The sequence below is a fragment of the Pseudomonas sp. genome (assembly GCF_030150285.1).
Lineage (GTDB): Bacteria > Pseudomonadota > Gammaproteobacteria > Pseudomonadales > Pseudomonadaceae > Aquipseudomonas.
Genome location: NZ_JASLGE010000095.1, coordinates 27,687 through 47,094, shown reverse-complemented (window position 1 = coordinate 47,094; position 19,408 = coordinate 27,687). Strand labels below are relative to the sequence as shown.

At 59.1% G+C, this 19,408-nt stretch carries 17 protein-coding genes; 8 read left to right on the top strand and 9 right to left on the bottom strand.

The window, feature by feature from the left end:
- Positions 1–90 precede the first annotated feature (90 nt).
- Positions 91–468, bottom strand: a complete 378-nt coding sequence (locus tag Q1W15_RS22575; RefSeq protein ID WP_300732780.1) for a hypothetical protein — start codon at positions 466–468, stop codon at positions 91–93.
- A 151-nt stretch (positions 469–619) separates the two neighbouring features.
- Here Q1W15_RS22575 and phoB point away from each other — a divergent pair, with 151 nt between their 5' ends.
- The 6 genes from phoB (at position 620) to epsC (ending at position 8,517) form a co-directional block, all read left to right on the top strand.
- Entirely contained in the window at positions 620–1,309 is a 690-nt protein-coding gene (gene phoB, locus Q1W15_RS22570; protein WP_300732777.1) for a phosphate regulon transcriptional regulator PhoB, read from the top strand.
- Positions 1,310–1,413: 104 nt separating this feature from the next.
- A complete protein-coding gene (gene phoR, locus Q1W15_RS22565) occupies positions 1,414–2,736 on the top strand; it encodes a phosphate regulon sensor histidine kinase PhoR (RefSeq protein WP_300732774.1) in 1,323 nt (440 codons plus the stop codon).
- Positions 2,737–2,846: 110 nt separating this feature from the next.
- Positions 2,847–4,187, top strand: a complete 1,341-nt coding sequence (locus Q1W15_RS22560; protein WP_300732771.1) for a hemolysin family protein — start codon at positions 2,847–2,849, stop codon at positions 4,185–4,187.
- 190 nt (positions 4,188–4,377) lie between these two features.
- A complete protein-coding gene (locus Q1W15_RS22555; protein WP_300732768.1) occupies positions 4,378–6,036 on the top strand; it encodes a Na/Pi cotransporter family protein in 1,659 nt (552 codons plus the stop codon).
- A 75-nt stretch (positions 6,037–6,111) separates the two neighbouring features.
- The gene (locus tag Q1W15_RS22550) at positions 6,112–7,494 is read left to right on the top strand and encodes a pitrilysin family protein (RefSeq protein ID WP_300732765.1); all 1,383 of its coding nucleotides are present in this window, start codon (positions 6,112–6,114) and stop codon (positions 7,492–7,494) included.
- 96 nt (positions 7,495–7,590) lie between these two features.
- On the top strand, positions 7,591–8,517 hold the full coding sequence (gene epsC / locus Q1W15_RS22545; RefSeq protein WP_300732762.1) for a serine O-acetyltransferase EpsC: 927 nt from the start codon (positions 7,591–7,593) through the stop codon (positions 8,515–8,517).
- A 64-nt stretch (positions 8,518–8,581) separates the two neighbouring features.
- On the opposite strand, the gene Q1W15_RS22540 is transcribed toward epsC, so the two are convergent.
- The 7 genes from Q1W15_RS22540 to Q1W15_RS22510 all read right to left on the bottom strand — a co-directional run bounded on the left by Q1W15_RS22540 (position 8,582) and on the right by Q1W15_RS22510 (position 16,015).
- Complete coding sequence (locus tag Q1W15_RS22540; RefSeq protein WP_300732757.1) at positions 8,582–9,226, bottom strand: methionine ABC transporter permease; 645 nt, start codon at positions 9,224–9,226, stop codon at positions 8,582–8,584.
- On the bottom strand, positions 9,216–10,337 hold the full coding sequence (locus Q1W15_RS22535) for a methionine ABC transporter ATP-binding protein (RefSeq protein ID WP_300732754.1): 1,122 nt from the start codon (positions 10,335–10,337) through the stop codon (positions 9,216–9,218). Before Q1W15_RS22535 ends, Q1W15_RS22540 begins: the two co-directional genes overlap by 11 nt.
- Positions 10,338–10,339: 2 nt before the next feature.
- Positions 10,340–11,146, bottom strand: a complete 807-nt coding sequence (locus Q1W15_RS22530) for a MetQ/NlpA family ABC transporter substrate-binding protein (protein WP_300732751.1) — start codon at positions 11,144–11,146, stop codon at positions 10,340–10,342.
- 80 nt (positions 11,147–11,226) lie between these two features.
- Positions 11,227–12,588, bottom strand: a complete 1,362-nt coding sequence (locus tag Q1W15_RS22525; RefSeq protein WP_300732748.1) for an LLM class flavin-dependent oxidoreductase — start codon at positions 12,586–12,588, stop codon at positions 11,227–11,229.
- The gene (locus tag Q1W15_RS22520; protein ID WP_300732746.1) at positions 12,588–13,784 is read right to left on the bottom strand and encodes an SfnB family sulfur acquisition oxidoreductase; all 1,197 of its coding nucleotides are present in this window, start codon (positions 13,782–13,784) and stop codon (positions 12,588–12,590) included. The genes Q1W15_RS22525 and Q1W15_RS22520 overlap by 1 nt, the downstream gene beginning before the upstream one ends.
- Before the next feature lie 15 nt (positions 13,785–13,799).
- On the bottom strand, positions 13,800–15,041 hold the full coding sequence (locus Q1W15_RS22515; protein ID WP_300732744.1) for an SfnB family sulfur acquisition oxidoreductase: 1,242 nt from the start codon (positions 15,039–15,041) through the stop codon (positions 13,800–13,802).
- Between the two features lie 209 nt (positions 15,042–15,250).
- Positions 15,251–16,015, bottom strand: coding sequence for a hypothetical protein (locus Q1W15_RS22510; RefSeq protein WP_300732741.1), 765 nt, complete (start codon positions 16,013–16,015; stop codon positions 15,251–15,253).
- 647 nt (positions 16,016–16,662) lie between these two features.
- Here Q1W15_RS22510 and Q1W15_RS22505 point away from each other — a divergent pair.
- Entirely contained in the window at positions 16,663–17,589 is a 927-nt protein-coding gene (locus tag Q1W15_RS22505; protein ID WP_300732738.1) for an SdiA-regulated domain-containing protein, read from the top strand.
- 111 nt (positions 17,590–17,700) lie between these two features.
- The gene (locus Q1W15_RS22500; RefSeq protein ID WP_300732735.1) at positions 17,701–18,609 is read left to right on the top strand and encodes an SdiA-regulated domain-containing protein; all 909 of its coding nucleotides are present in this window, start codon (positions 17,701–17,703) and stop codon (positions 18,607–18,609) included.
- A gap of 69 nt (positions 18,610–18,678) precedes the next feature.
- Here the strand turns inward: Q1W15_RS22500 and rpiA are convergent, their stop codons facing one another.
- Positions 18,679–19,350: a ribose-5-phosphate isomerase RpiA gene (gene rpiA / locus Q1W15_RS22495; protein ID WP_300732732.1), complete on the bottom strand. Its 672-nt coding sequence runs from the start codon at positions 19,348–19,350 to the stop codon at positions 18,679–18,681.
- Positions 19,351–19,408: the final 58 nt, after the last annotated feature.

Here is a 19,408-nt window from a genome sequence, read left to right as displayed (position 1 = left end):
GCCTCCCGTTCAACGGGGGGCGAGGTTTTTTTTGGGTTGCGCATGGCCGTTTTACACGTCACCGGTAGGCGCAAGCAGGCTCGCGATCTTTTAAGGCTTGGCGACTTTCCACGCACCGTCCATTTTGCCGTCGCCGGTCTTGTCCCCGGCCTTCTCGTCTTTTACAAAGGTGTACAGCGGTTTGCCGTCGTAGGCCCATTGCAGGTGCTCGTCATCGCGGGTGATGACGGTCCATTTGCCCATGCTTTTATCGGTGCTGGCGGCTTCCAGCGGTGGCCAGTTCTTGGCGCAGGCGTCGTTGCACGCTGATTTTCCGGCTGAGTCCTTGGCGAAGGTGTACAAGGTCTTGTTGTCGTGGGTGACCAGCACGCCGTCGTGGGTCATCGCCGGCTCGGCCAGCGCGAGCCCCGGCAAGGCCAATACGGCACCCAAGAGCACGGCCTTGAAGGAGAGTAGACTGTGGCTCATCTGAATCGTCCTCTTTGTGGTTGTACGATTTGAGTTAAAAGCGTAGTTCACTAATCTGGTGAGCGCAGGACTTCGCCCGGGCTGTCACACGACTGCAATAATTCCGTTATCTAATGCGCACAAGACAGTTAAATGACACGAGGATTACGGCATGGTTGGCAGGAGCATTCTGATCGTTGATGACGAGGCGCCGATCCGCGAAATGATTGCGGTGGCCCTGGAAATGGCAGGCTACGACTGCTTCGAAGCTGAGAACTCACAACAAGCTCACGCCATCATCGTTGACCGCAAACCCGATCTGATCCTGCTGGACTGGATGCTGCCCGGCACCTCAGGCATTGAGCTGGCCCGTCGCCTCAAGCGTGAAGAACTGACCAGTGACATCCCGATCATCATGCTCACGGCCAAGGGCGAAGAAGACAACAAGATCCAGGGCCTGGAAGTCGGTGCAGACGACTACATCACCAAACCGTTTTCCCCGCGTGAACTGGTGGCCCGCCTCAAGGCCGTGCTGCGGCGTACCGGCCCGGCCGACACTGAAGCGCCGATCGAAATCGGTGGCTTGCTGCTCGACCCGATCAGCCACCGCGTGACCATCGATGGCACACCGGCCGAAATGGGGCCCACCGAATACCGCCTGCTGCAGTTCTTCATGACTCACCAGGAGCGCGCCTACACCCGTGGGCAACTGCTCGATCAGGTCTGGGGCGGCAATGTATACGTGGAAGAGCGCACCGTGGACGTTCACATCCGCCGCTTGCGAAAAGCCCTCGGTGAGGCGTATGAAAATCTGGTACAAACCGTGCGCGGCACCGGGTATCGGTTTTCGACGAAGGGTTGAATGCGGCTGCGAGCTGCACGTTACACGCTTCAAGGCCTTAGCGTGCCGCTTGAAGCGTGCCACTTGAAGCTCACACCTTAAAGCTCACAACAGGACATGTGAACTTGAATCAAAACTGGCATGGCACTCTGATTCGTCATTTGTTGTTTCTGGTAGCTGGCTGCCTGCTGGTCGGTGTGATCAGTGGTCATTATGGCTGGAGCCTGGCCGCAGGCCTGGCGCTCTATCTGGGCTGGACCCTCAAGCAGTTGTTGCGTTTGCACGACTGGCTGCGCAATCACCAACCCGACCAGGCACCGCCCGATGGCTATGGCCTGTGGGGCGAAGTCTTCGACAGCATTTACCACTTGCAGCGCCGCGATCAGCGGGTGCGCGGGCGGCTGCAAGCGGTGATTGACCGTGTGCAAGAGTCCACCGCTGCACTCAAGGATGCGGTGGTGATGCTCGACAGCGACGGCAACCTGGAGTGGTGGAACCGTGCGGCTGAAACCTTACTGGGCTTGAAAACCCCGCAAGACAGCGGCCAGCCGGTGAGTAACCTGGTGCGCCACCCGCGCTTCAAGGAGTACTTCGAGGCCGGCAACTACGCCGAGCCGCTGGATATCCCGTCGCCTGTCAACGATCACCTGCGCATCCAGCTCTACCTCACACGCTATGGCAACAATGAACACCTGATGTTGGTGCGTGATGTCACGCGCATTCATCAGCTTGAACAAATGCGCAAAGATTTTATCGCCAACGTGTCCCACGAACTGCGGACCCCGCTGACGGTGATTTGCGGGTATCTGGAAACCTTGCTCGATAACGTTGAAGACGTGAACCCGCGCTGGAAGCGGCCACTGTCGCAGATGCAGCAACAGGGCGAGCGCATGCAGACGCTGCTCAATGATCTGCTGCTGCTGGCCAAGCTCGAAGCCACGGATTACCCGTCCGACAATCAGCCGGTGCCGGTCAGTGCGCTGTTGAACTCGATCAAAGGCGATGCGAAAGCGTTGTCCGGGCAGCGTAATCAAACCATCACGCTGGACCTCGAAGCCGAGGTTGCGCTCAAAGGCAGCGAAGCCGAGCTGCGCAGCGCCTTCTCCAATCTGATTTTTAACGCCGTTAAATACACCCCGGACGGCGGCTCAATTCGGATTCGCTGGTGGGTCGATACCTCGGGTGCGCATCTGACCGTGCAAGATTCCGGCGTAGGCATCGACAATAAGCACTTGCCGCGCCTGACTGAGCGTTTCTATCGTGTCGACTCCAGCCGCAATGCCAACACCGGCGGCACAGGGCTGGGGCTGGCCATCGTCAAGCACGTCCTGCTGCGCCATCGCGCACACCTGGAGATCAGTAGCGTGCTGGGGCACGGCAGCACGTTCACCTGCCATTTTCCCCTGACGCAGGTCATAAAACCGGGTATCCGGGCGTCTGTTGACTGAAAAGATGCCTAGGCAACAGGCGCGCCAGTCGCTACATTGCCCGACCGGGCCATAATTCTGGCCCGGTGCCATCCCACTATTCGAAACAACGGAACCCGTAAAACTCCATCATGGACCCTTCCCCTGGCTTGACCCTCGCGACACTGTTTGCCGACTTCGGCATGATTCTTTTTGCACTGATCCTGGTACTGCTCAACGGTTTTTTCGTTGCGGCCGAATTTGCCATGGTCAAACTGCGCTCAACCCGGGTCGAGGCCATCGCCGACGTTAACGGCTGGCGTGGTCAGATTCTGCGTACGGTTCACAGCCAGCTCGACGCTTACCTCTCCGCCTGCCAATTGGGTATTACCCTGGCGTCGCTGGGCCTGGGCTGGGTCGGTGAGCCGGCGTTTGCCCACCTGCTGGAACCGCTGTTGGGGGCCTTGGGTGTGCAATCGCCTGAAGTGATCAAAGGTGTGTCGTTCTTTACTGCCTTCTTCATCATTTCGTACCTGCACATCGTGGTCGGTGAGCTGGCTCCCAAATCCTGGGCCATTCGCAAACCTGAAACCCTGTCGCTGTGGACAGCCGTGCCGCTGTACCTCTTCTACTGGGCCATGTACCCGGCGATTTACCTGCTCAACGCCAGCGCCAACACCATCCTGCGCATTGCCGGCCAGGGTGAGCCGGGCGCTCACCATGAGCACGCCTACAGCCGTGAAGAGCTCAAGCTGATCCTGCACTCCAGCCGTGGTCAGAACCCTAGCGATCAAGGGATGCGTGTGCTGGCTTCGGCCGTGGAAATGGGTGAGCTGGAAGTGGTCGACTGGGCCAACTCCCGTGAAGACCTCGTGACGCTGGACTCCAAGGCTCCGCTCAAGGAAATCCTGGCGATGTTCCGCCGTCACAAATTCAGCCGCTACCCGGTGTACGACGCCGAGACGAATACCTTTGTGGGCCTGTTGCACATCAAAGACCTGCTGCTTGAGCTGGCCGACCTTGACCATTTGCCTGAGACCTTCAATCTCGAAGAACTGACCCGGCCGCTGGAGCGTGTGTCGCGCCATATGCCGCTGGCGCAATTGCTGGAGCAGTTTCGCAAGGGTGGCGCGCACTTCGCGCTGGTGGAAGAGGCCGACGGTAAAGTCGTGGGCTATCTGACAATGGAAGACGTGCTGGAAGTGCTGGTGGGCGATATTCAGGACGAACACCGCAAGGCCGAGCGGGGCATCCTGTCGTATCAGCCTGGCAAGTTGCTGGTGCGCGGCGACACGCCTCTGTTCAAGATCGAGCGCCTGCTGGGCATTGACCTTGACCACATTGAAGCCGAAACCGTTGCAGGGCTTATCTACGACACGCTCAAGCGTGTGCCCGCTGAAGAAGAGCAACTGGAAGTCGAAGGCCTGCGCATCATCATCAAAAAGATGAAAGGCCCGAAAATCGTCCTCGCGAAAGTCCTCAAAATCGGTTAATCCTTCCCTCCTGTAGGCGCGAGCAACTCGCGCCTACGGTTGAGCGGCAAATGTTTCAGAAATGTTTCAACGTGACGCCCGCTATGCGATGCTGGCGTTCTGCTCATTAGCCGACTACAGCTTAAGAAACGTCTGTAGGAAAGCTGCGCAGCTGTTTGATTTTTTGAAGCCGCCGTCACAGGGAGCCTGCATGCTGACCCTGCTTAATCTGCTCTCCGCCGTGGCCTTGTTGATCTGGGGCACGCATATCGTGCGAACCGGTATTCTGCGGGTCTTCGGTTCCCACCTGCGCCAGGTCATTGGGCAAAATGTGTCCAAACGCATGCTGGCCTTTGTGGCGGGCATCGTGGTCACGGCGATGGTGCAAAGCAGCAATGCCACGGCCATGTTGGTCACCTCATTTGTGGGCCAGGGCCTGATGACGCTGACGCCCGCGCTGGCCACCATGCTGGGTGCCGATGTCGGTACGGCCTTGATGGCCCGGGTGCTGACCTTCGATCTGTCGTGGCTGTCTCCGCTGCTGATTTTCCTCGGCGTGATCTTCTTTTTGTCGCGCAAGCAAACCCGTGCCGGGCAACTGGGTCGCGTGGGCATTGGCCTTGGCCTGATTATTCTGGCACTGCAATTGATTGTCGAAGCTGCGTCGCCCATCACCCAGGCTCAAGGGGTGAAGGTCATTTTTGCGTCATTGACCGGCGACCTGTTGCTCGATGCTTTGGTCGGTGCGCTGTTTGCGATGGTGTCTTACTCCAGCCTGGCGGCGGTACTGCTGACCGCGACGCTGGCTGGCGCTGGGGTCATCAGCCTGCATGTGGCGATTGGCCTGGTGATTGGTGCCAACATCGGCAGCGGCGTGCTGGCCTTTCTCAGCACCAGCATGCAGAACGCGCCGGGGCGTCAGGTGGCGCTCGGCAGCTTGCTGTACAAATTGATCGGCCTGCTGTTGATCATTCCTGTGCTCGACCCGCTCGTGGCCTGGATGGACAGCCTCACCTACAGCGCTCAGGAATTGGTGATCGGCTTTCACTTGCTCTACAACACCCTCCGCTGCTTTCTGATGCTGCCTACGGTCGCTGCCATGGGGCGCTTGTGTGCCTGGTTATTGCCTGAGCGTGAACACGCCAACGGCGTTGTTAAGCCCCGGCATCTGGACCCGGCCGCGCTCGAAACCCCAAGCCTGGCGCTGGCTAATGCCGTGCGAGAAACCCTGCGCATTGGCGACCTGATCGACACCATGTTGCTGGAAATGCTGGAGGTCCTGCGCGGCAAACACACGGCGCTCACTCAGGAAGTGCGCACCCTCACCGACGAAGTGGAGGTGCTCTACAGCGCCGTCAAACTGTACTTGGCGCAGATGCCCCGGGAGGACTTGAGTGAGCATGACAGCCGCCGCTGGGCTGAAATCATAGAGCTGGCGATCAACCTTAAACTCGCCAGTGACTTGATCGAGCGCATGCTGCGCAAGGTGCAGCAGCAGAAAACCACCAAACGCCGGCAGTTCTCCGAAGACGGCCTCGAAGAACTGGAGGGCCTGCAGCGCCAGTTGATCGATAACCTGCGCCTGGGTCTGACGGTTTTTCTCACCGCCGACCCGAACAGTGCACGGCAACTGTTGCGGGAAAAACGCCGCTTTCGGGCACAGGAGCGCCGCCTAGCGCATGCCCACGTCAGCCGCCTGCAGCGCAAAGTGGTGCAAAGCATCGAAACCAGTTCGCTGCACCTGGAACTGATCGCCGACATGAAACGGCTTAACTCCTTGTTTTGCAGCAGCGCCTACGTGGTCCTGGAAACCGCTGACACCGGTGCGCTGGACCTCGATGACCACCCCGATACCCAGCATTCGCCTTGAACGTTGCACCGCTCGCAGTTGTCAGTTGGTGAATAGCGGCTAACCTGCACGCACTCAGGGATACAGGGATTTTTTATGCGTTGCCTGCTGTTCATCTGCCTGCTGCTGAGCGCAGCCCAGAGCGTTGCCCTTGATCGTTACCGCGTTGAAGGCTACTCACTGCCCAATGGCCTGCAACTGATCCTCAAGCCCGGCACTGAGCGTGGGCATGTGGCTATCCGGCTGGTGGTGGGCGTGGGGCTGGATGACTTCAGTTGCGATGAGCAACAATTGCCGCACCTGCTGGAACACCTGCTGTTCAGCGGTATCGACGACACTGGCGAAGGGGGGCTGGAAGCCCGCATGCAAGTGCTGGGCGGTGAGTGGAACGCTTACACCAGCGCTGCCGACACGACCTTCGTTATCGAAGCACCGGCCAATAATCAGCGTAAGGTGCTCGATTTATTGTTGAGCCTGTTAAACCGTACCGAACTCACCGAGCCGCGCATCAGCGCTGCCAAACACATCGTTGAGCGCGAAGACGGCGGCCATTATTCGCACCTGCAGCGCTGGCTGGACCGCCAGGATTTAGGCCACAGCGCCAGCAATCAATTGGCCGTGGAACTGGGGCTTAAATGTGCCGAGCGGGCGCAGGTCCAAGACCTGACACGTGAGCAGCTCGATGCCGTGCGCAAAGACTGGTACGTGCCCAATAACATGACGCTGATTATCGTCGGTGACCTCGATCGCCTGTTGCCGGCTTACCTGGAGCGCGCTTACGGGGCACTGGAGCCGATTGAGCCCCACGAACACAGGCCTTTGCCGCAAATCACCGCCACGGCCCAAGCTGAGCGCGTGTTGGTGCGTGGTGTGGTGGGTGAGACCGCCAGGGTGCACTGGCTGCTGCCGGAGCCGCTGATTGAAGGCATGAGCGATGAAACCTGGCGCTTGGTGCGCGATTACCTGGAGTGGGCGCTGTACAGCGAGCTGCGGCTTAAGCACGGTGTGTCCTACGGCCCGTGGTCGGAGCGTGAGGTGTTTGGCGGCGTCAGTTTTATGAGCCTGAACGCCGACGTTGCCCGCGAGGACGTGGGCGAAGTGCAGCAGCTACTGACGCAGCTCAGGGCACAGTTGCTCAAGAACGGCCTGGACCCGCAGACCTTTGCACGGCTCAAGAACGCCGCCATAACGCGTCAGGCCTGGGCCGTGCAAGGCAACAGCGCGCTGGCGGACTATTACTGGAGCGCGTTGGGTGACTACGATGAAGGCCTGTTCGCTGACCCGACCCAACGCCTGGCAGACGTCAGCCTGGAACAGGCCAATGCCGCCATGCGCGCGTTGTTTGCCGAGCCCGGCTATGTGCGTATCGAGAAACCGCTGCTGAGTTATAACGGCTTGAGCGCGCTTGTGCTGGGTGCTCTTGGTGCGTGTGTGCTGCTGATTGTGGGCGTGTGGGCCTACCGTCGCCGTCAGCGTTAAACCGGGAATTGACTACGCTTTAAACGCGTTCATACCGTAAGATATTTTCCCATTCGCGGCTGTTCAAATCAGCCGCCAGCGTGCGGAGTTTTCCTTGTGAGTGATCGTTCCAATCCTTGGCAATTGCAAACCATCGTCAGCCAACTGCGCACGGCACGTAACCAGTGGCGCACGCAAAACGGGCGCGTCAGAGGTGAACTGGGCGGCCGTGAACTGCCGTCGCGTGCAGCCATGGCCGATATTCTGGAAGCCCTGTGCGGCGCGCTGTTTCCGATGCGTCTGGGGCCGGTCGACCTGCGTGAAGAAAGCGAAGACTTTTACGTGGGCCACACCCTCGACGTGGCGCTCAATGCCCTGCTGTGCCAGGCCCGCTTGGAGCTGCGTTATGCCGCGCGCCAAGGTGGCCTGACCGACGACAATGTGAATGCCCAAGCCACGCACCTGATCCAGGATTTCGCCCTGGCCCTGCCGAGCCTGCGCAGCATCCTCGACACGGATGTGCTGGCCGCCTACCACGGCGACCCGGCCGCCCGTAGCGTGGACGAGGTGCTGCTGTGCTACCCGGGAATTCTGGCGGTGATCCACCACCGGCTGGCGCATCACCTGTACCGCGCCGGGCTGCCGTTGCTGGCTCGCATCAGCGCAGAAATTGCCCACTCGGCCACCGGTATCGACATTCACCCCGGCGCGCAAATTGGCCGCAGTTTCTTTATCGACCACGGCACGGGTGTGGTGATCGGAGAAACTGCCGTCATCGGTGAGCGTGTGCGCATCTACCAGGCGGTAACGCTGGGGGCCAAACGCTTCCCGGCCGACGAATCGGGCCAGCTACAAAAAGGTCACCCGCGCCATCCGATTGTTGAAGACGATGTGGTGATTTATGCCGGCGCGACGATTCTGGGGCGCATCACCATTGGCAAGGGCTCGACCATTGGCGGCAATGTATGGCTGACCCGCAGCGTACCGGCCGGTTGCAACCTGACCCAGGCCAACCTGCAGCATGACGACGGTACGCAGAAGTAAGCAATGGCCACACCCTCGTGCCTACGGTGTATGTCGGTAGGCGCGAGGCGGGCGACGTCACGGTTCAGCGCTTGTTCAGCACGCGCGCCAGGCGGTCACCGCCGCGCTGAATCAGGGCGACCAGTATCACCAGCAGCACAATCACGGTCAGCATGACCTGCGTGTCAAAGCGCTGGTAGCCGTAGCGGTAGGCAATGTCCCCCAGGCCCCCCGCACCAATGGCCCCGGCCATGGCGGATGAGTTGATCATCGTCACGATGGTGATGGTGAACCCGCCCACGATGCCCGGCAAGGCTTCCGGCAGCAGCACGTGCCAGATGATGTGATGGCGCTTGCACCCCATGGCTTGTGCGGCTTCGATCAGGCCGTGATCCACCTCCCGCAGGCTGACTTCGGCAATGCGCGCAAAAAACGGGGTTGCGGCGATGGTCAGCGGTACAACGGCCGCCCACACGCCATACGTGGTGCCCACGATCAGGCGGGTAAACGGGATCAGCGCCACCATCAAAATCAGAAACGGAATCGAGCGGAACAGGTTGACGAACGCGCCCAGCGCCTTGTTCAGCGCCGGGGCTTCATAAATACCGCCCTTGTCGCTGGTGACCAGAATCACTGCCAGCGGAATGCCTGCAATCAAGGCAATAAACGACGACACGCCCACCATCAAAAAGGTGTCGAGCACGCCCTGCCATAAACGATCAAACCCCATAGCCCACCACCTCGACCTGTTGTGCCCAGTGTTCGGCGCGCTGGCGCAGTTCGTCGGCCCCCAGCGACGTGCTGGTGACGCTGAGTAGCAACTGGCCCAGCGCATGCCCTTGAATCTGTTCGACGCCGCCGTGTAACAGTCGCACCTGACCGCCGAGCGCCGAAAACAGTGCGCCCAGATCCGGTTCCTGGGCTTGGTTGCCGGTAAAGCGCAGGCGCAGGATCACGCTGGATTGCGACGACGATGGCAGGGCCGTGATGCGGTGTTGCAGCGCTTCGGGCAGGCTGTCTTGCAGCGGTGCCAGCAGGGTTTTGCTGACCTCGTGCTGTGGGTTGCCGAACACTTGCCATACTGGCCCCTGTTCCACCACGCGGCCTTGTTCGAGCACCACCACGCGGTGGCAAATATCACGGATCACCGCCATCTCGTGCGTGATCAGGATGATGGTCAGGCCCAGCCGCTGATTGATCTCGCGCAGCAAACCGAGGATGGACTGCGTGGTCTCCGGGTCGAGGGCCGACGTAGCCTCGTCGCAGAGCAAAATGGCCGGGTCGTGAACCAGCGCCCGGGCAATGCCCACGCGCTGTTTCTGCCCGCCCGACAGTTGCGCCGGGTAGGCCGTGTGTTTGCCTTGCAGGCCCACCAGTTCCAGCAACTCGCGCACTTTCTGTTCGCGTTGCAGCTTGGGAACGCCCGCCACCTTGAGCGGCAGCTCGACGTTCTGCCACACGGTTTTGGCGGACATCAGGTTGAAGTGCTGGAAAATCATGCCGGTTTGGCGGCGCAAAGCCACCAGCGCGTTCTCATCGAACTCACCAATGTCCACCTGATCAATCAGCACCCGGCCGCTGCTGGGTTGCTCCAGGCGGTTGATGGTGCGGATCAGCGACGATTTCCCCGCGCCGCTGCGGCCGATAATGCCGAAGATTTCCCCGCGTAGAATCGCCAGTTCGATGCCTTTCAGGGCATCTACCGGGCCCTGGCGGCCGTTATAGGTTTTACCCACGCCAATAAAGCGCACATGGGCGTTGCTCAGTTCAGGGTGCAGCTCGGTGTGGGTCGCGCTGGGCTGCGGCTGGTCGAGCCGCTCGCGAGCAATTGCCACATTCATGATCAGTTCCAGCCAGGTTGGTAAAGAGTGCCGTAGGCCTTGTCCAGCGAAGCGCGGACTTCGGGTGAGTGCTGATAGATATCAACGAACTTGGCCAGTCGCGGGTCGTCTTTGCTCTTGGGTGCAATCACAAACTGAATGACGTACTCCGGGTGGTCGATGCCGTCGAACAGCAGCGCGGAACCGGCATCAAAGGTTTTGGCCAGGCGGATGTAGTGCGGGTAGCCCTGCACCAGGTCGGCATCGTCGTAGGCGCGTACCAGTTGCACCGCTTCAACCTGCAAAATTTTGATTTTCTTGGGGTTGGCGGTGATGTCTTCCTCGGTGGCCTTGTACGCCACGCCCGGCTTGAGGGTGATCAGGCCCGCCTTGGCCAGCAACTGCAGGCCACGGCCGCTGTTGATCGGGTCATTGGCGATGGCCACGGTTGCGCCCACCGGCAAGTCTTCAATGCTTTTGTACTTTTTGGAGTACAGCCCCACGTTGTTGATGATGCCCGGTGCGTAAGGCTCAAGGTTCCATTTGCCCGCCGCGTTGGCGTTTTCCAGAAACGGTTTGTGCTGGAAGTAGTTCACGTCGATGTCGCCAGCGGCCAGGCTGACATTGGGCGCGATCCAGTCGGTAAACTCCACCAGCTCGACGTCCAACCCTTGCTTCTTGGCTTCAGCCACCGTGGTTTCCAGGGCCGGGGCAAAGGCCGCCGTGGTGCCGACCTTGAGCGGGGCTTCCCCAGCCACGGCAAGGCCGCTGAACAGCCCGAGGACCAGAACCAGTGCTTTGACTGGGTGAGAAAAGTGTTTGTTGTTCATCATTAATATCCAGTCAGAATGCGTACGTTTAGGTGCGAGCGTGCTCGCGATTTTTTGATCGTTAAAAGACCGCGAGCAGGTCATGCGGTGTGGCGGTAGTTCGCGCCGGTATGGCGTTGCGGCAAGTGCGCCTCACCGTCGGTAAACAGTTTTTGCCGCAGGCTGCCGCTGTCGTAAGCCGTCTTGTAGGAACCCCGGCGTTGCAACTCGGGTACCACCAGGTCGATAAAGTCGACATAGCTTTGTGGCGTGACGATGCGGGTCAGGTTGAAGCCGTCGAGGCCGGTTTCGTTTATCCACGACTCCAGTTCGTCGGCCACCTGCTCCGGCGACCCCACCAAGGTGATGTAGCGCCCGCCCAAAGCGTGCTGCTCAAGCAATTTGCGGCGTGTCCAGTCGTTGTTTTTCAGCACGCTGGTGGCCGACTGAATGGCGTTGCTTTTCACGTGTTGGATAGGCTCGTCCAACGCATAGTCGGCAAAGTCGATGCCGGTGGAGCTGGAAAAATGCGCCACCCCGGCCTCGGCGCTGGCGTAGCTCAGGTACTCGTCACGCTTGGCCTGGGCGTGTGCTTCAGTGGGCGCAACGATCACATTGATGCCCATAAACAGCTTGATGTCATCGGCGTTGCGCCCGGCTGCTACGGCGCTGGCGCGCACCTTGTCGACTTGTGCTTTGGTTGCGGCTTTGGTCTGACCGCTGATAAACACACACTCGGCATGACGCCCGGCAAACGCCAGGCCGCGCTCAGAACTGCCGGCCTGAAACAGCACGGGCGTGCGCTGCGGCGATGGCTCGCAGAGGTGGTAGCCCTCCACCTGATAAAACTCGCCCGCGTGTTTGACCTTGTGCACTTTGTCGGGCCGGGCATAGATGCGTTGCACCGGATCGTTGAGCACGGCGTCGTCTTCCCAACTGCCTTCCCACAGCTTGTACAGCACCTCCAGGTATTCATCGGCCTGGTCGTAACGACGGTCGTGTTCGACCTGTTCGGTCAGGCCCATGGCCTTGGCGGCGCTGTCCAGGTAGCCGGTGACGATGTTCCAGCCCACGCGGCCACGGGTCAGGTGATCGAGCGTCGACATACGGCGCGCGAACAGATACGGCGCTTCGTAGGTCAGGTTCGCGGTCAGGCCAAACCCGAGATGCCTGGTCACCGCCGCCATCGCGGACACCAGCAGCAACGGGTCGTTGACCGGAAGTTGAATCGACTCCTTGAGCGGCACGTCGATGGACTTCTGATACACGTCGTACACGCCCACGATGTCGGCGATAAACAGCCCGTCGAACAGCCCGCGCTCCAGCAATTGGGCCAGTTCGGTCCAGTACTCCAGCGTATTGAACTGGGTGGAGGTGTCTTGTGGATGAGTCCACAACCCGTGATTGATATGACCGATGCAGTTCATGTTGAAGGCATTGATCAGGATTTTCTTTTTGCTCATCAGAGGGTCCCCCGCCGGGGTGGGTTTTCATCGTTGAGGTAGTAATTGCCCACGGCGTGGTACTTCCAGCGCACCGGGTCGTGCAGGGTGTGCACGCGGGCGTTGCGCCAGTGGCGATCGAGGCCGTGTTCGGCCAGCGTGGCCTGGCTGCCCGCCAGTTCAAACAAGGTGCTGCCCGCTGCCAGAGCGATTTCCGTGCTCAGTGCGCGCGCTTCAGCCACGGCAATGGATGCAGCGGCCACCGTATTGGCGGTGGTGTGGGTTTGGGCGCTGTCGAGAAACTCGCCAGCCCGTTCCAGCAGGGCGTTGGCGGCGCTCAGGCGCACGCTCAAGTGGCCGAAACTGTTGAGGGTGAGCGGGTCTTCGCTGGCGATGTCGGTGGTGGCGTCGATCCACGGCCGGGTTTTGGTGCGCACAAAGTGCAGCGCGTCTGCAAAAGCCCCGCGGGCGATGCCGGTGTCGATGGCCGCGTGCAGAATTTGCGCCAGCGGTCCCACCGGGGTCGGGCGTTCAAAGGCGGTTTGAAAGGGGATCACGTCATCGGCGGCAACAAACACGTTATCGAACACCACCGACCCGCTGCCCGTGGTGCGCTGACCAAAGCCGCTCCAGTCATCAATCACGTGCAGGCCTTCGCTGTCGCTGCGCACAAAGGCCAGGTGCTGCACGCCGTGGTCATCCACCACCGACGTGGGGATGCGCTGGGCATACAACGCGCCCGTGGCGTAAAACTTGCGCCCCGTGATGCGGTAACCGTGCTCGGCCTTGGCCAAATGCGTGGTGCGGTCATGGGCGGTCTTGGTGCCGAGTTCGGCCAGTGCATTTCCGAATCGCTGCCCGGCCAACACGTCGGCGTACAGTCGCTGTTTTTGTGATTCGCAGCCATTCACCCGCAGCACTTCGAGGGCGTAAAAATGGTTTTGCGGGATTTGCCCCAGCGACGCGTCCGCCGCGGCAATCAACGCTATCACTTCAGCCAGGGTGACATTGGATACGCCTGCGCCGCCGTAGGCCTTGGGCACCGTAATGCCCCACAGCCCGGTGTGTGAAAACAGTTCGAGTTCATCAAAGGGCAAGCGCCGCTCGCGGTCACGCACAGCGCTTTCACGTTTGAAATGCGCGGCCAGTTCACGCGCTACGCTCAGGGCCTCGGCATCACTGTGGATGACCGGGACCTGTTGGGATGTCAGTGACATGGGGTGTCTCCAGGGTCAGATCCAGGAATGCCGGGCGGGCAAGGTGCCGTTAAGGCGATAGGCACCGATGGCGTAGTACTTCCAGCGCACCGGGTCGTGCAGGGTATGCACGCGAGCATTGCGCCAGTGCCGGTCGAGGTTGAATTCGGCCAGGCTGGCGCGGCTGCCCGCCAGCTCGAAGAGTTTTTCACTGGCCAGCAACGACAGCTCGGTGCTGAGCACCTTGGCTTCGGCCACGGCAATCGAGGCGCGGGCCGCTGACTGCGCGTCGATAGGTGCCGCGCTGACCTCATCGAGCACGCGGCCGGCCTTGCGCAGTACCGCCTCGGCGGCGTGCAGTTCAATCTTCAATTTACCGATGTCGGCAATCACGTAAGGGTCATCGCTGTTGCGTTCGACCTTGGCATCGACCCACGGGCGCGAACGCTCGCGCACAAAATGGATGGCATCGTTAATGGCTTCGCGAGCGATACCCAGGTCGATCGCTGCCTGGATCAATTGCGACACGGCACCCTGAATATGCGGGGTTTCGTTGAGGCGCCAGTTATCGATCACCCGCTCGGCGTCGACCCGCACGTTATTGAGCAGTACGGTGCCGCTGGCGGTGGTGCGCTGGCCAAAACCCGACCAGTCATCGACCACGCGCAGGCCCGGTGTGCCACGGCGTACAAAGGCCATGACCTGTTTGCCGTCTTCATTAAGCGCCTTGACGGCGATCCAGTGCGCGAACAGTGAGCCAGTGGAATAAAACTTCTGGCCGTTGATAATGAATTCATCACCGTCGGCCGTGATGCGAGCTTTGAGTTCCAGGGTGTTTTTACTGCCGCGCTCAGGCCCGGCATTGGCAATGCGCCAGCCTTGCAGAACGTGACTGAAGAGGTCTTTTTTTTGCGCCGGTGTGGCGGTGGCCGAAATCAGATTGAGAATGCCCACCTGATTCTGTGGAATTTGCCCTAGCGCGGGGTCAGCGGCGGAGATGATGACAAACACTTCAGCCAGGGTGACGAATGACACCTGCGGCCCGCCGAATTCGCGCGGGATGGAAATACTGCCCAAGCCACTGCGAGTAAATTGCTCGATATGCGACCACGGCAATTTCCGTTGCTGGTCACGTTTGGCGGCATGCTCACGCGCGGCGTTCGCCAGGTCATGGGCGGCCTGAAGGGCTTCGTTGTCAGTGCGCAGGACATGCGCTTTGAGCAACTCGGGAGCGACATCCAGGTCGCTTTGACGTTGTGCATTGGCCAGGTTTGACATCAGCGTCTCTCCTTGAGTGCACGCAATGCCCTGGCGTTCTGCACAAGGGTAATTGTACCGACCATACCTACCTCTCATCGTTGTGTGGAGCGCCGCTTGAGCGGCGCGAATTACAGCAGAGGTCCGGTGGTCCGGTGCATATACCCTAATCGAGTATAAAAATTTAAAAAACTAACTTTTAGGAATATGGATAGATGATTCCGCTCGGGCTAGTTGCCCCAATTGGGGCGCGGCTCGGCCGCACGCAGCCGCTCGCGTGGGGCAGGGTTGATGTAGCGTTTGTTGGTGCCGACCTTGAGTGTCCGGCCGGGGGCCCAGCGCGAGTTATTGCCCACGCGGTCAATCACGCAATAGGTGATTTCCAGCGCGGGGTCTTCGCCGGCTTCTTGAATGATGTCGGGGGGGATAAACACGTTTACCGGCTTGCCGATATCCACCTTGCGCAGTTTGGGCAGGTCCATACGCACGTCGCCCCACCTCACGGTAATTTCATCGTCGCTGGCCATATTGCGATAAGGCTCAATGGTCAGGGGCACGCCACGTTTCATTTGGATAGGGTTGACGCCATACCGTTGCAGGCCAGCGGGGATCATCACGGGAGCGAGGCCCTGGTTTTCTTCACCGATGGCTTCGCCGCCAGGGCAGTCAAGTTTGATAAAGACTTTAAGTTGTAATGAAAGCGCAGGGCTACAGCCAATATGCATCACCCGATAATAAAGGCGGGCTGTGCCATTTTGAATAAAACTTTGCGGTACTCTTAATGAGATGGGTTGATAGAGGTCGTACTTGCCAAGTTGGCATGAAGTTATGTAACGGCCGTCCCAGAACAGCTCAATCAGATCACCTTCTTCCATTGTGTCGTACGGCATTATCGTAATAACTAAGTGTTCGGCGGCCCGAGCACAAATAGTGTACTTTCCCGGACTTGACAGTGTGGGTGCTATTAACTTGTTGGCGTGTGAGGTGAAGGGCATTTCTAAACTTCCTGTCTTGCTTCTATGTAAGGACGAGTCCTGTCGATACAGCCGCTGCGTAGGGGTGCAGATCACAGATTATGTCGTGTAGCCGGAATGCTCATGCTGAACGAGCGGATGCACGGCAGCCGGTTGTTCAGTGTTTACTTTAAGGTGCAGGCCTCAGTTGGTTTTATTAGATAAGAGGCTAGAAGCTTTAGTGTCAAGCAAGGTGGTTGTGAATAAGTAAGTTTCCTGTTTATTCAGAAAATTCCTACTGGTCAAGCGCGTTATTACAGGGGGACGCTTCATGTCATGAACGGTGTGACGATTAATGCACCTATGCCGTTATGTGCATTTTTTGCAGGGGGCGAGCACGGCTCAAGAGTCGGGCCGTAGATGCTTGAATATTAGCGGCTGTTCTCGCTAGTGCTAGTTAAAGACAACTCCTACGTATTATTTTATATATTCGGAGTGTGGTTTGTTCTCGGGTGGGCGTGATTCATGCGGTGCTGCCGGGGTTCCTGGCACGCTGGCCATACAGGCCGAGGCGCGGGGGGGCTTTACCATTTCTTTCACAGACAATGTGCATAATCAGCGTGAGCGAAGCAGTCGGTTTATCTGCTTTGTGATATTTAGGTACGCTCAAATTACTGGAAAATCACGCAATGGTCTCAGCCCCTCACTTGCCCCCTTCTGGCCGCTCGCGCTTGCGCTTTCGTTGGTACTCTTGGTTTTTGCTGTTCGCCATAGCGTTTTACGCAGTGGCGTACGTCCTGCATTGGGATGACCGGAGTATGTTGTGGGTGTTGGAGCAGTTTGAGAGCCAGACCGAGCAAAACGAGAGCGTCTGGTTGCCGGATTACACTGCCGTGATTGATGCCAAACCGTTGCCGGGCATGGAAAAGGATGAGGCGTCGGACCTGTCCTATAACCCGCTGACTAAAACACTGTTTTCGGTGATGGGTAAAAACCCGTTCCTGGTGGAGCTGACCCTTGAGGGGGACGTTCTGCGCAAAATCCCGCTGGTGGGTTGGAGCAACCCGGAAGGCCTTGCGGTGCTGGAAAACGGGCTAATTGCCATCGTTGATGAGCGTGAGCACATGCTGAGCATCGTCAAGGTTGACGCTGACACCACCACCCTGAACATGGCTGACTTCCCGAAATACGATCTGGGTGTTTCCAAGAACCAGAACAAGGCTTTTGAGGCGATCGCCTGGGACCCACGTCGTCAGCAATTACTGCTGGGTGAAGAGCGTCCGCCTGCGTTGTTTGTGTGGAAGAGCGATGGCAGCCAGGTACTCACGGGTGACAAGCAAAAAGTCCCCAGCGATGAGTTGGATTTGCGTAATTTGTCAGCCTTGAGCATCGACCCGCGCACCGGTCATACGCTGGTATTGTCAGCCGATTCGCACATGCTGCTCGAACTGGATGAGTTGGGTGAACAAGTCAGCTTCATGGCGTTGCTGCGGGGTTTGAATGGCCTGAAAAATACCATTCCGAGGGCCGAAGGCGTCGCGATTGATGAACACGGCACGTTGTATATGGTCAGTGAGCCGAACCTGTTTTATCGCTTTGAGAAAAAGCCGAAATAGGGCGACATACTGTGGAGCGAGATGCTCGCTTCACAGGTCATACATCGGGTTTAAGCTTGAATTCATTGCGCCGTGGTATTCCAGCGGCCTGATCTGCCTAGAGCCCAGCCCATGCGTCGTACCCACCGCTTAACCCTGTTCATTATCTGCCTCGGCCTTGTGGCCCTGGTAACGGCCACCTATGCCGCCCATCACTATCGGCTGTTCGAGCGCGCCTGGTTCAACGTGAGCCGGGTGTGGGCACCTGAAAACCCCAATGGCATCCATCTGGGTGAATACCGCGCGGTACTGCAAGGCAAGGTTATTGAAGGGCTGGATGACGATGTGTCGGCCCTGACCTACGACCCACTGCGTAAAAGCCTGTTTACCGTGACTAACCAGAAAGCGGAACTGATCGAGCTGTCTCTTGATGGGCGAATTTTGCGGCGCATCCCGCTGATCGGCTTTGGGGATGCCGAGGCGGTTGAGTATGTGGGGGAGGGGACTTACGTGATCACCGACGAACGTCAACAGCGGTTGATCAAGGTAAAGGTCGATGATCACACCCAGGTACTGGACGCGGCTGACGCTGAGCAACTGACCCTGGGCATCAATAGCGCGGGCAACAAAGGCTTCGAAGGGCTGGCGTATGACGTGGCGGGCAAGCGCTTGTTTGTGGCCAAAGAGCGTGACCCGATGCTGATTTACGAAGTGCGAGGTTTCCCCCACGACGACCCGAAAACGCCTTACGCCGTCCATGTGGTCACCAACCCCCGCCGTGATGCGCGGTTGTTTGTGCGTGATTTATCGAGTTTGCAGTTTGATGAGCGCAGCGGGCATTTACTGGCGCTGTCTGATGAGTCGAAGTTGTTGCTGGAACTGGATATGAACGGTCGCCCTATCAGCGCGTTGTCGCTGAAAAAGGGCCGGCATGGGCTCAAGGCTTCAGTGCCGCAGGCCGAAGGCATTGCGATGGACGATGACGGGACGGTGTACGTGGTGAGCGAGCCGAACCTGTTTTACGTGTTCAAAAAACCATAGCATCCATGTTTGTAGTCGCTGCCGCCCTTATCGCAGCTGGCGCAGCGACTACAAACGCTGTCGCAATGCTTACTTGCTCAGGGTTTGCACGCCTTCAGGGGTACCCAGCAACAGCAGGTCAGCCGGGCGGGCGGCGAACAAACCGTTGGTCACAACACCGACGATGGCGTTGATCTGAGCTTCCAGCTCAACCGGGTTGACGATAGTCATGTTGTACACGTCGATGATGATGTTGCCGTTATCCGTGATAACACCTTCGCGGTACACCGGGTCGCCGCCCAGCTTGACCAATTCGCGGGCCACGTGGCTGCGGGCCATCGGGATAACTTCGACCGGCAGCGGGAACGCACCCAGCACAGGCACCAGTTTGCTGGCGTCGGCGATGCAGATAAACGTTTTGGCCACGGCCGCGACGATTTTCTCGCGGGTCAGGGCTGCGCCGCCGCCTTTGATCAGGTTCAGGTTTTCATCGCTTTCATCGGCCCCGTCAACGTAGAACTCCAGGTCGCTGACCGTGTTCAGCTCATACACCGGAATGCCGTGGCCCTTCAGGCGTGCGGCAGTGGCTTCGGAGCTGGCCACGGCACCGTCGAAAGCGCCCTTGTGTTGGGCCAGCGCGTCAATAAAGCAGTTGGCGGTAGAGCCGGTGCCAACCCCAACAATGCTCTTGTCATCCAGTTTTGGAAGGATGAAGTCGACAGCGGCCTGGGCAACGGCCTGTTTGAGTTGATCCTGGGTCATGCGGGCTCCGGGGCGGGAAGGGTAAACAGAAGGGCGGCAAGTATAACCCAAGCGGTCA

Coding starts and splice junctions, on each gene's coding strand:
- Q1W15_RS22575 (WP_300732780.1), bottom strand. CDS start 468: ATGAGCCACAGTCTACTCTCCTTCAAGGCCGTGCTCTTGGGTGCCGTA.
- phoB (WP_300732777.1), top strand. CDS start 620: ATGGTTGGCAGGAGCATTCTGATCGTTGATGACGAGGCGCCGATCCGC.
- Q1W15_RS22560 (WP_300732771.1), top strand. CDS start 2,847: ATGGACCCTTCCCCTGGCTTGACCCTCGCGACACTGTTTGCCGACTTC.
- Q1W15_RS22555 (WP_300732768.1), top strand. CDS start 4,378: ATGCTGACCCTGCTTAATCTGCTCTCCGCCGTGGCCTTGTTGATCTGG.
- Q1W15_RS22550 (WP_300732765.1), top strand. CDS start 6,112: ATGCGTTGCCTGCTGTTCATCTGCCTGCTGCTGAGCGCAGCCCAGAGC.
- Q1W15_RS22540 (WP_300732757.1), bottom strand. CDS start 9,226: ATGGGGTTTGATCGTTTATGGCAGGGCGTGCTCGACACCTTTTTGATG.
- Q1W15_RS22535 (WP_300732754.1), bottom strand. CDS start 10,337: ATGAATGTGGCAATTGCTCGCGAGCGGCTCGACCAGCCGCAGCCCAGC.
- Q1W15_RS22530 (WP_300732751.1), bottom strand. CDS start 11,146: ATGAACAACAAACACTTTTCTCACCCAGTCAAAGCACTGGTTCTGGTC.
- Q1W15_RS22525 (WP_300732748.1), bottom strand. CDS start 12,588: ATGAGCAAAAAGAAAATCCTGATCAATGCCTTCAACATGAACTGCATC.
- Q1W15_RS22520 (WP_300732746.1), bottom strand. CDS start 13,784: ATGTCACTGACATCCCAACAGGTCCCGGTCATCCACAGTGATGCCGAG.
- Q1W15_RS22515 (WP_300732744.1), bottom strand. CDS start 15,041: ATGTCAAACCTGGCCAATGCACAACGTCAAAGCGACCTGGATGTCGCT.
- Q1W15_RS22510 (WP_300732741.1), bottom strand. CDS start 16,015: ATGCCCTTCACCTCACACGCCAACAAGTTAATAGCACCCACACTGTCA.
- Q1W15_RS22505 (WP_300732738.1), top strand. CDS start 16,663: ATGGTCTCAGCCCCTCACTTGCCCCCTTCTGGCCGCTCGCGCTTGCGC.
- Q1W15_RS22500 (WP_300732735.1), top strand. CDS start 17,701: ATGCGTCGTACCCACCGCTTAACCCTGTTCATTATCTGCCTCGGCCTT.
- rpiA (WP_300732732.1), bottom strand. CDS start 19,350: ATGACCCAGGATCAACTCAAACAGGCCGTTGCCCAGGCCGCTGTCGAC.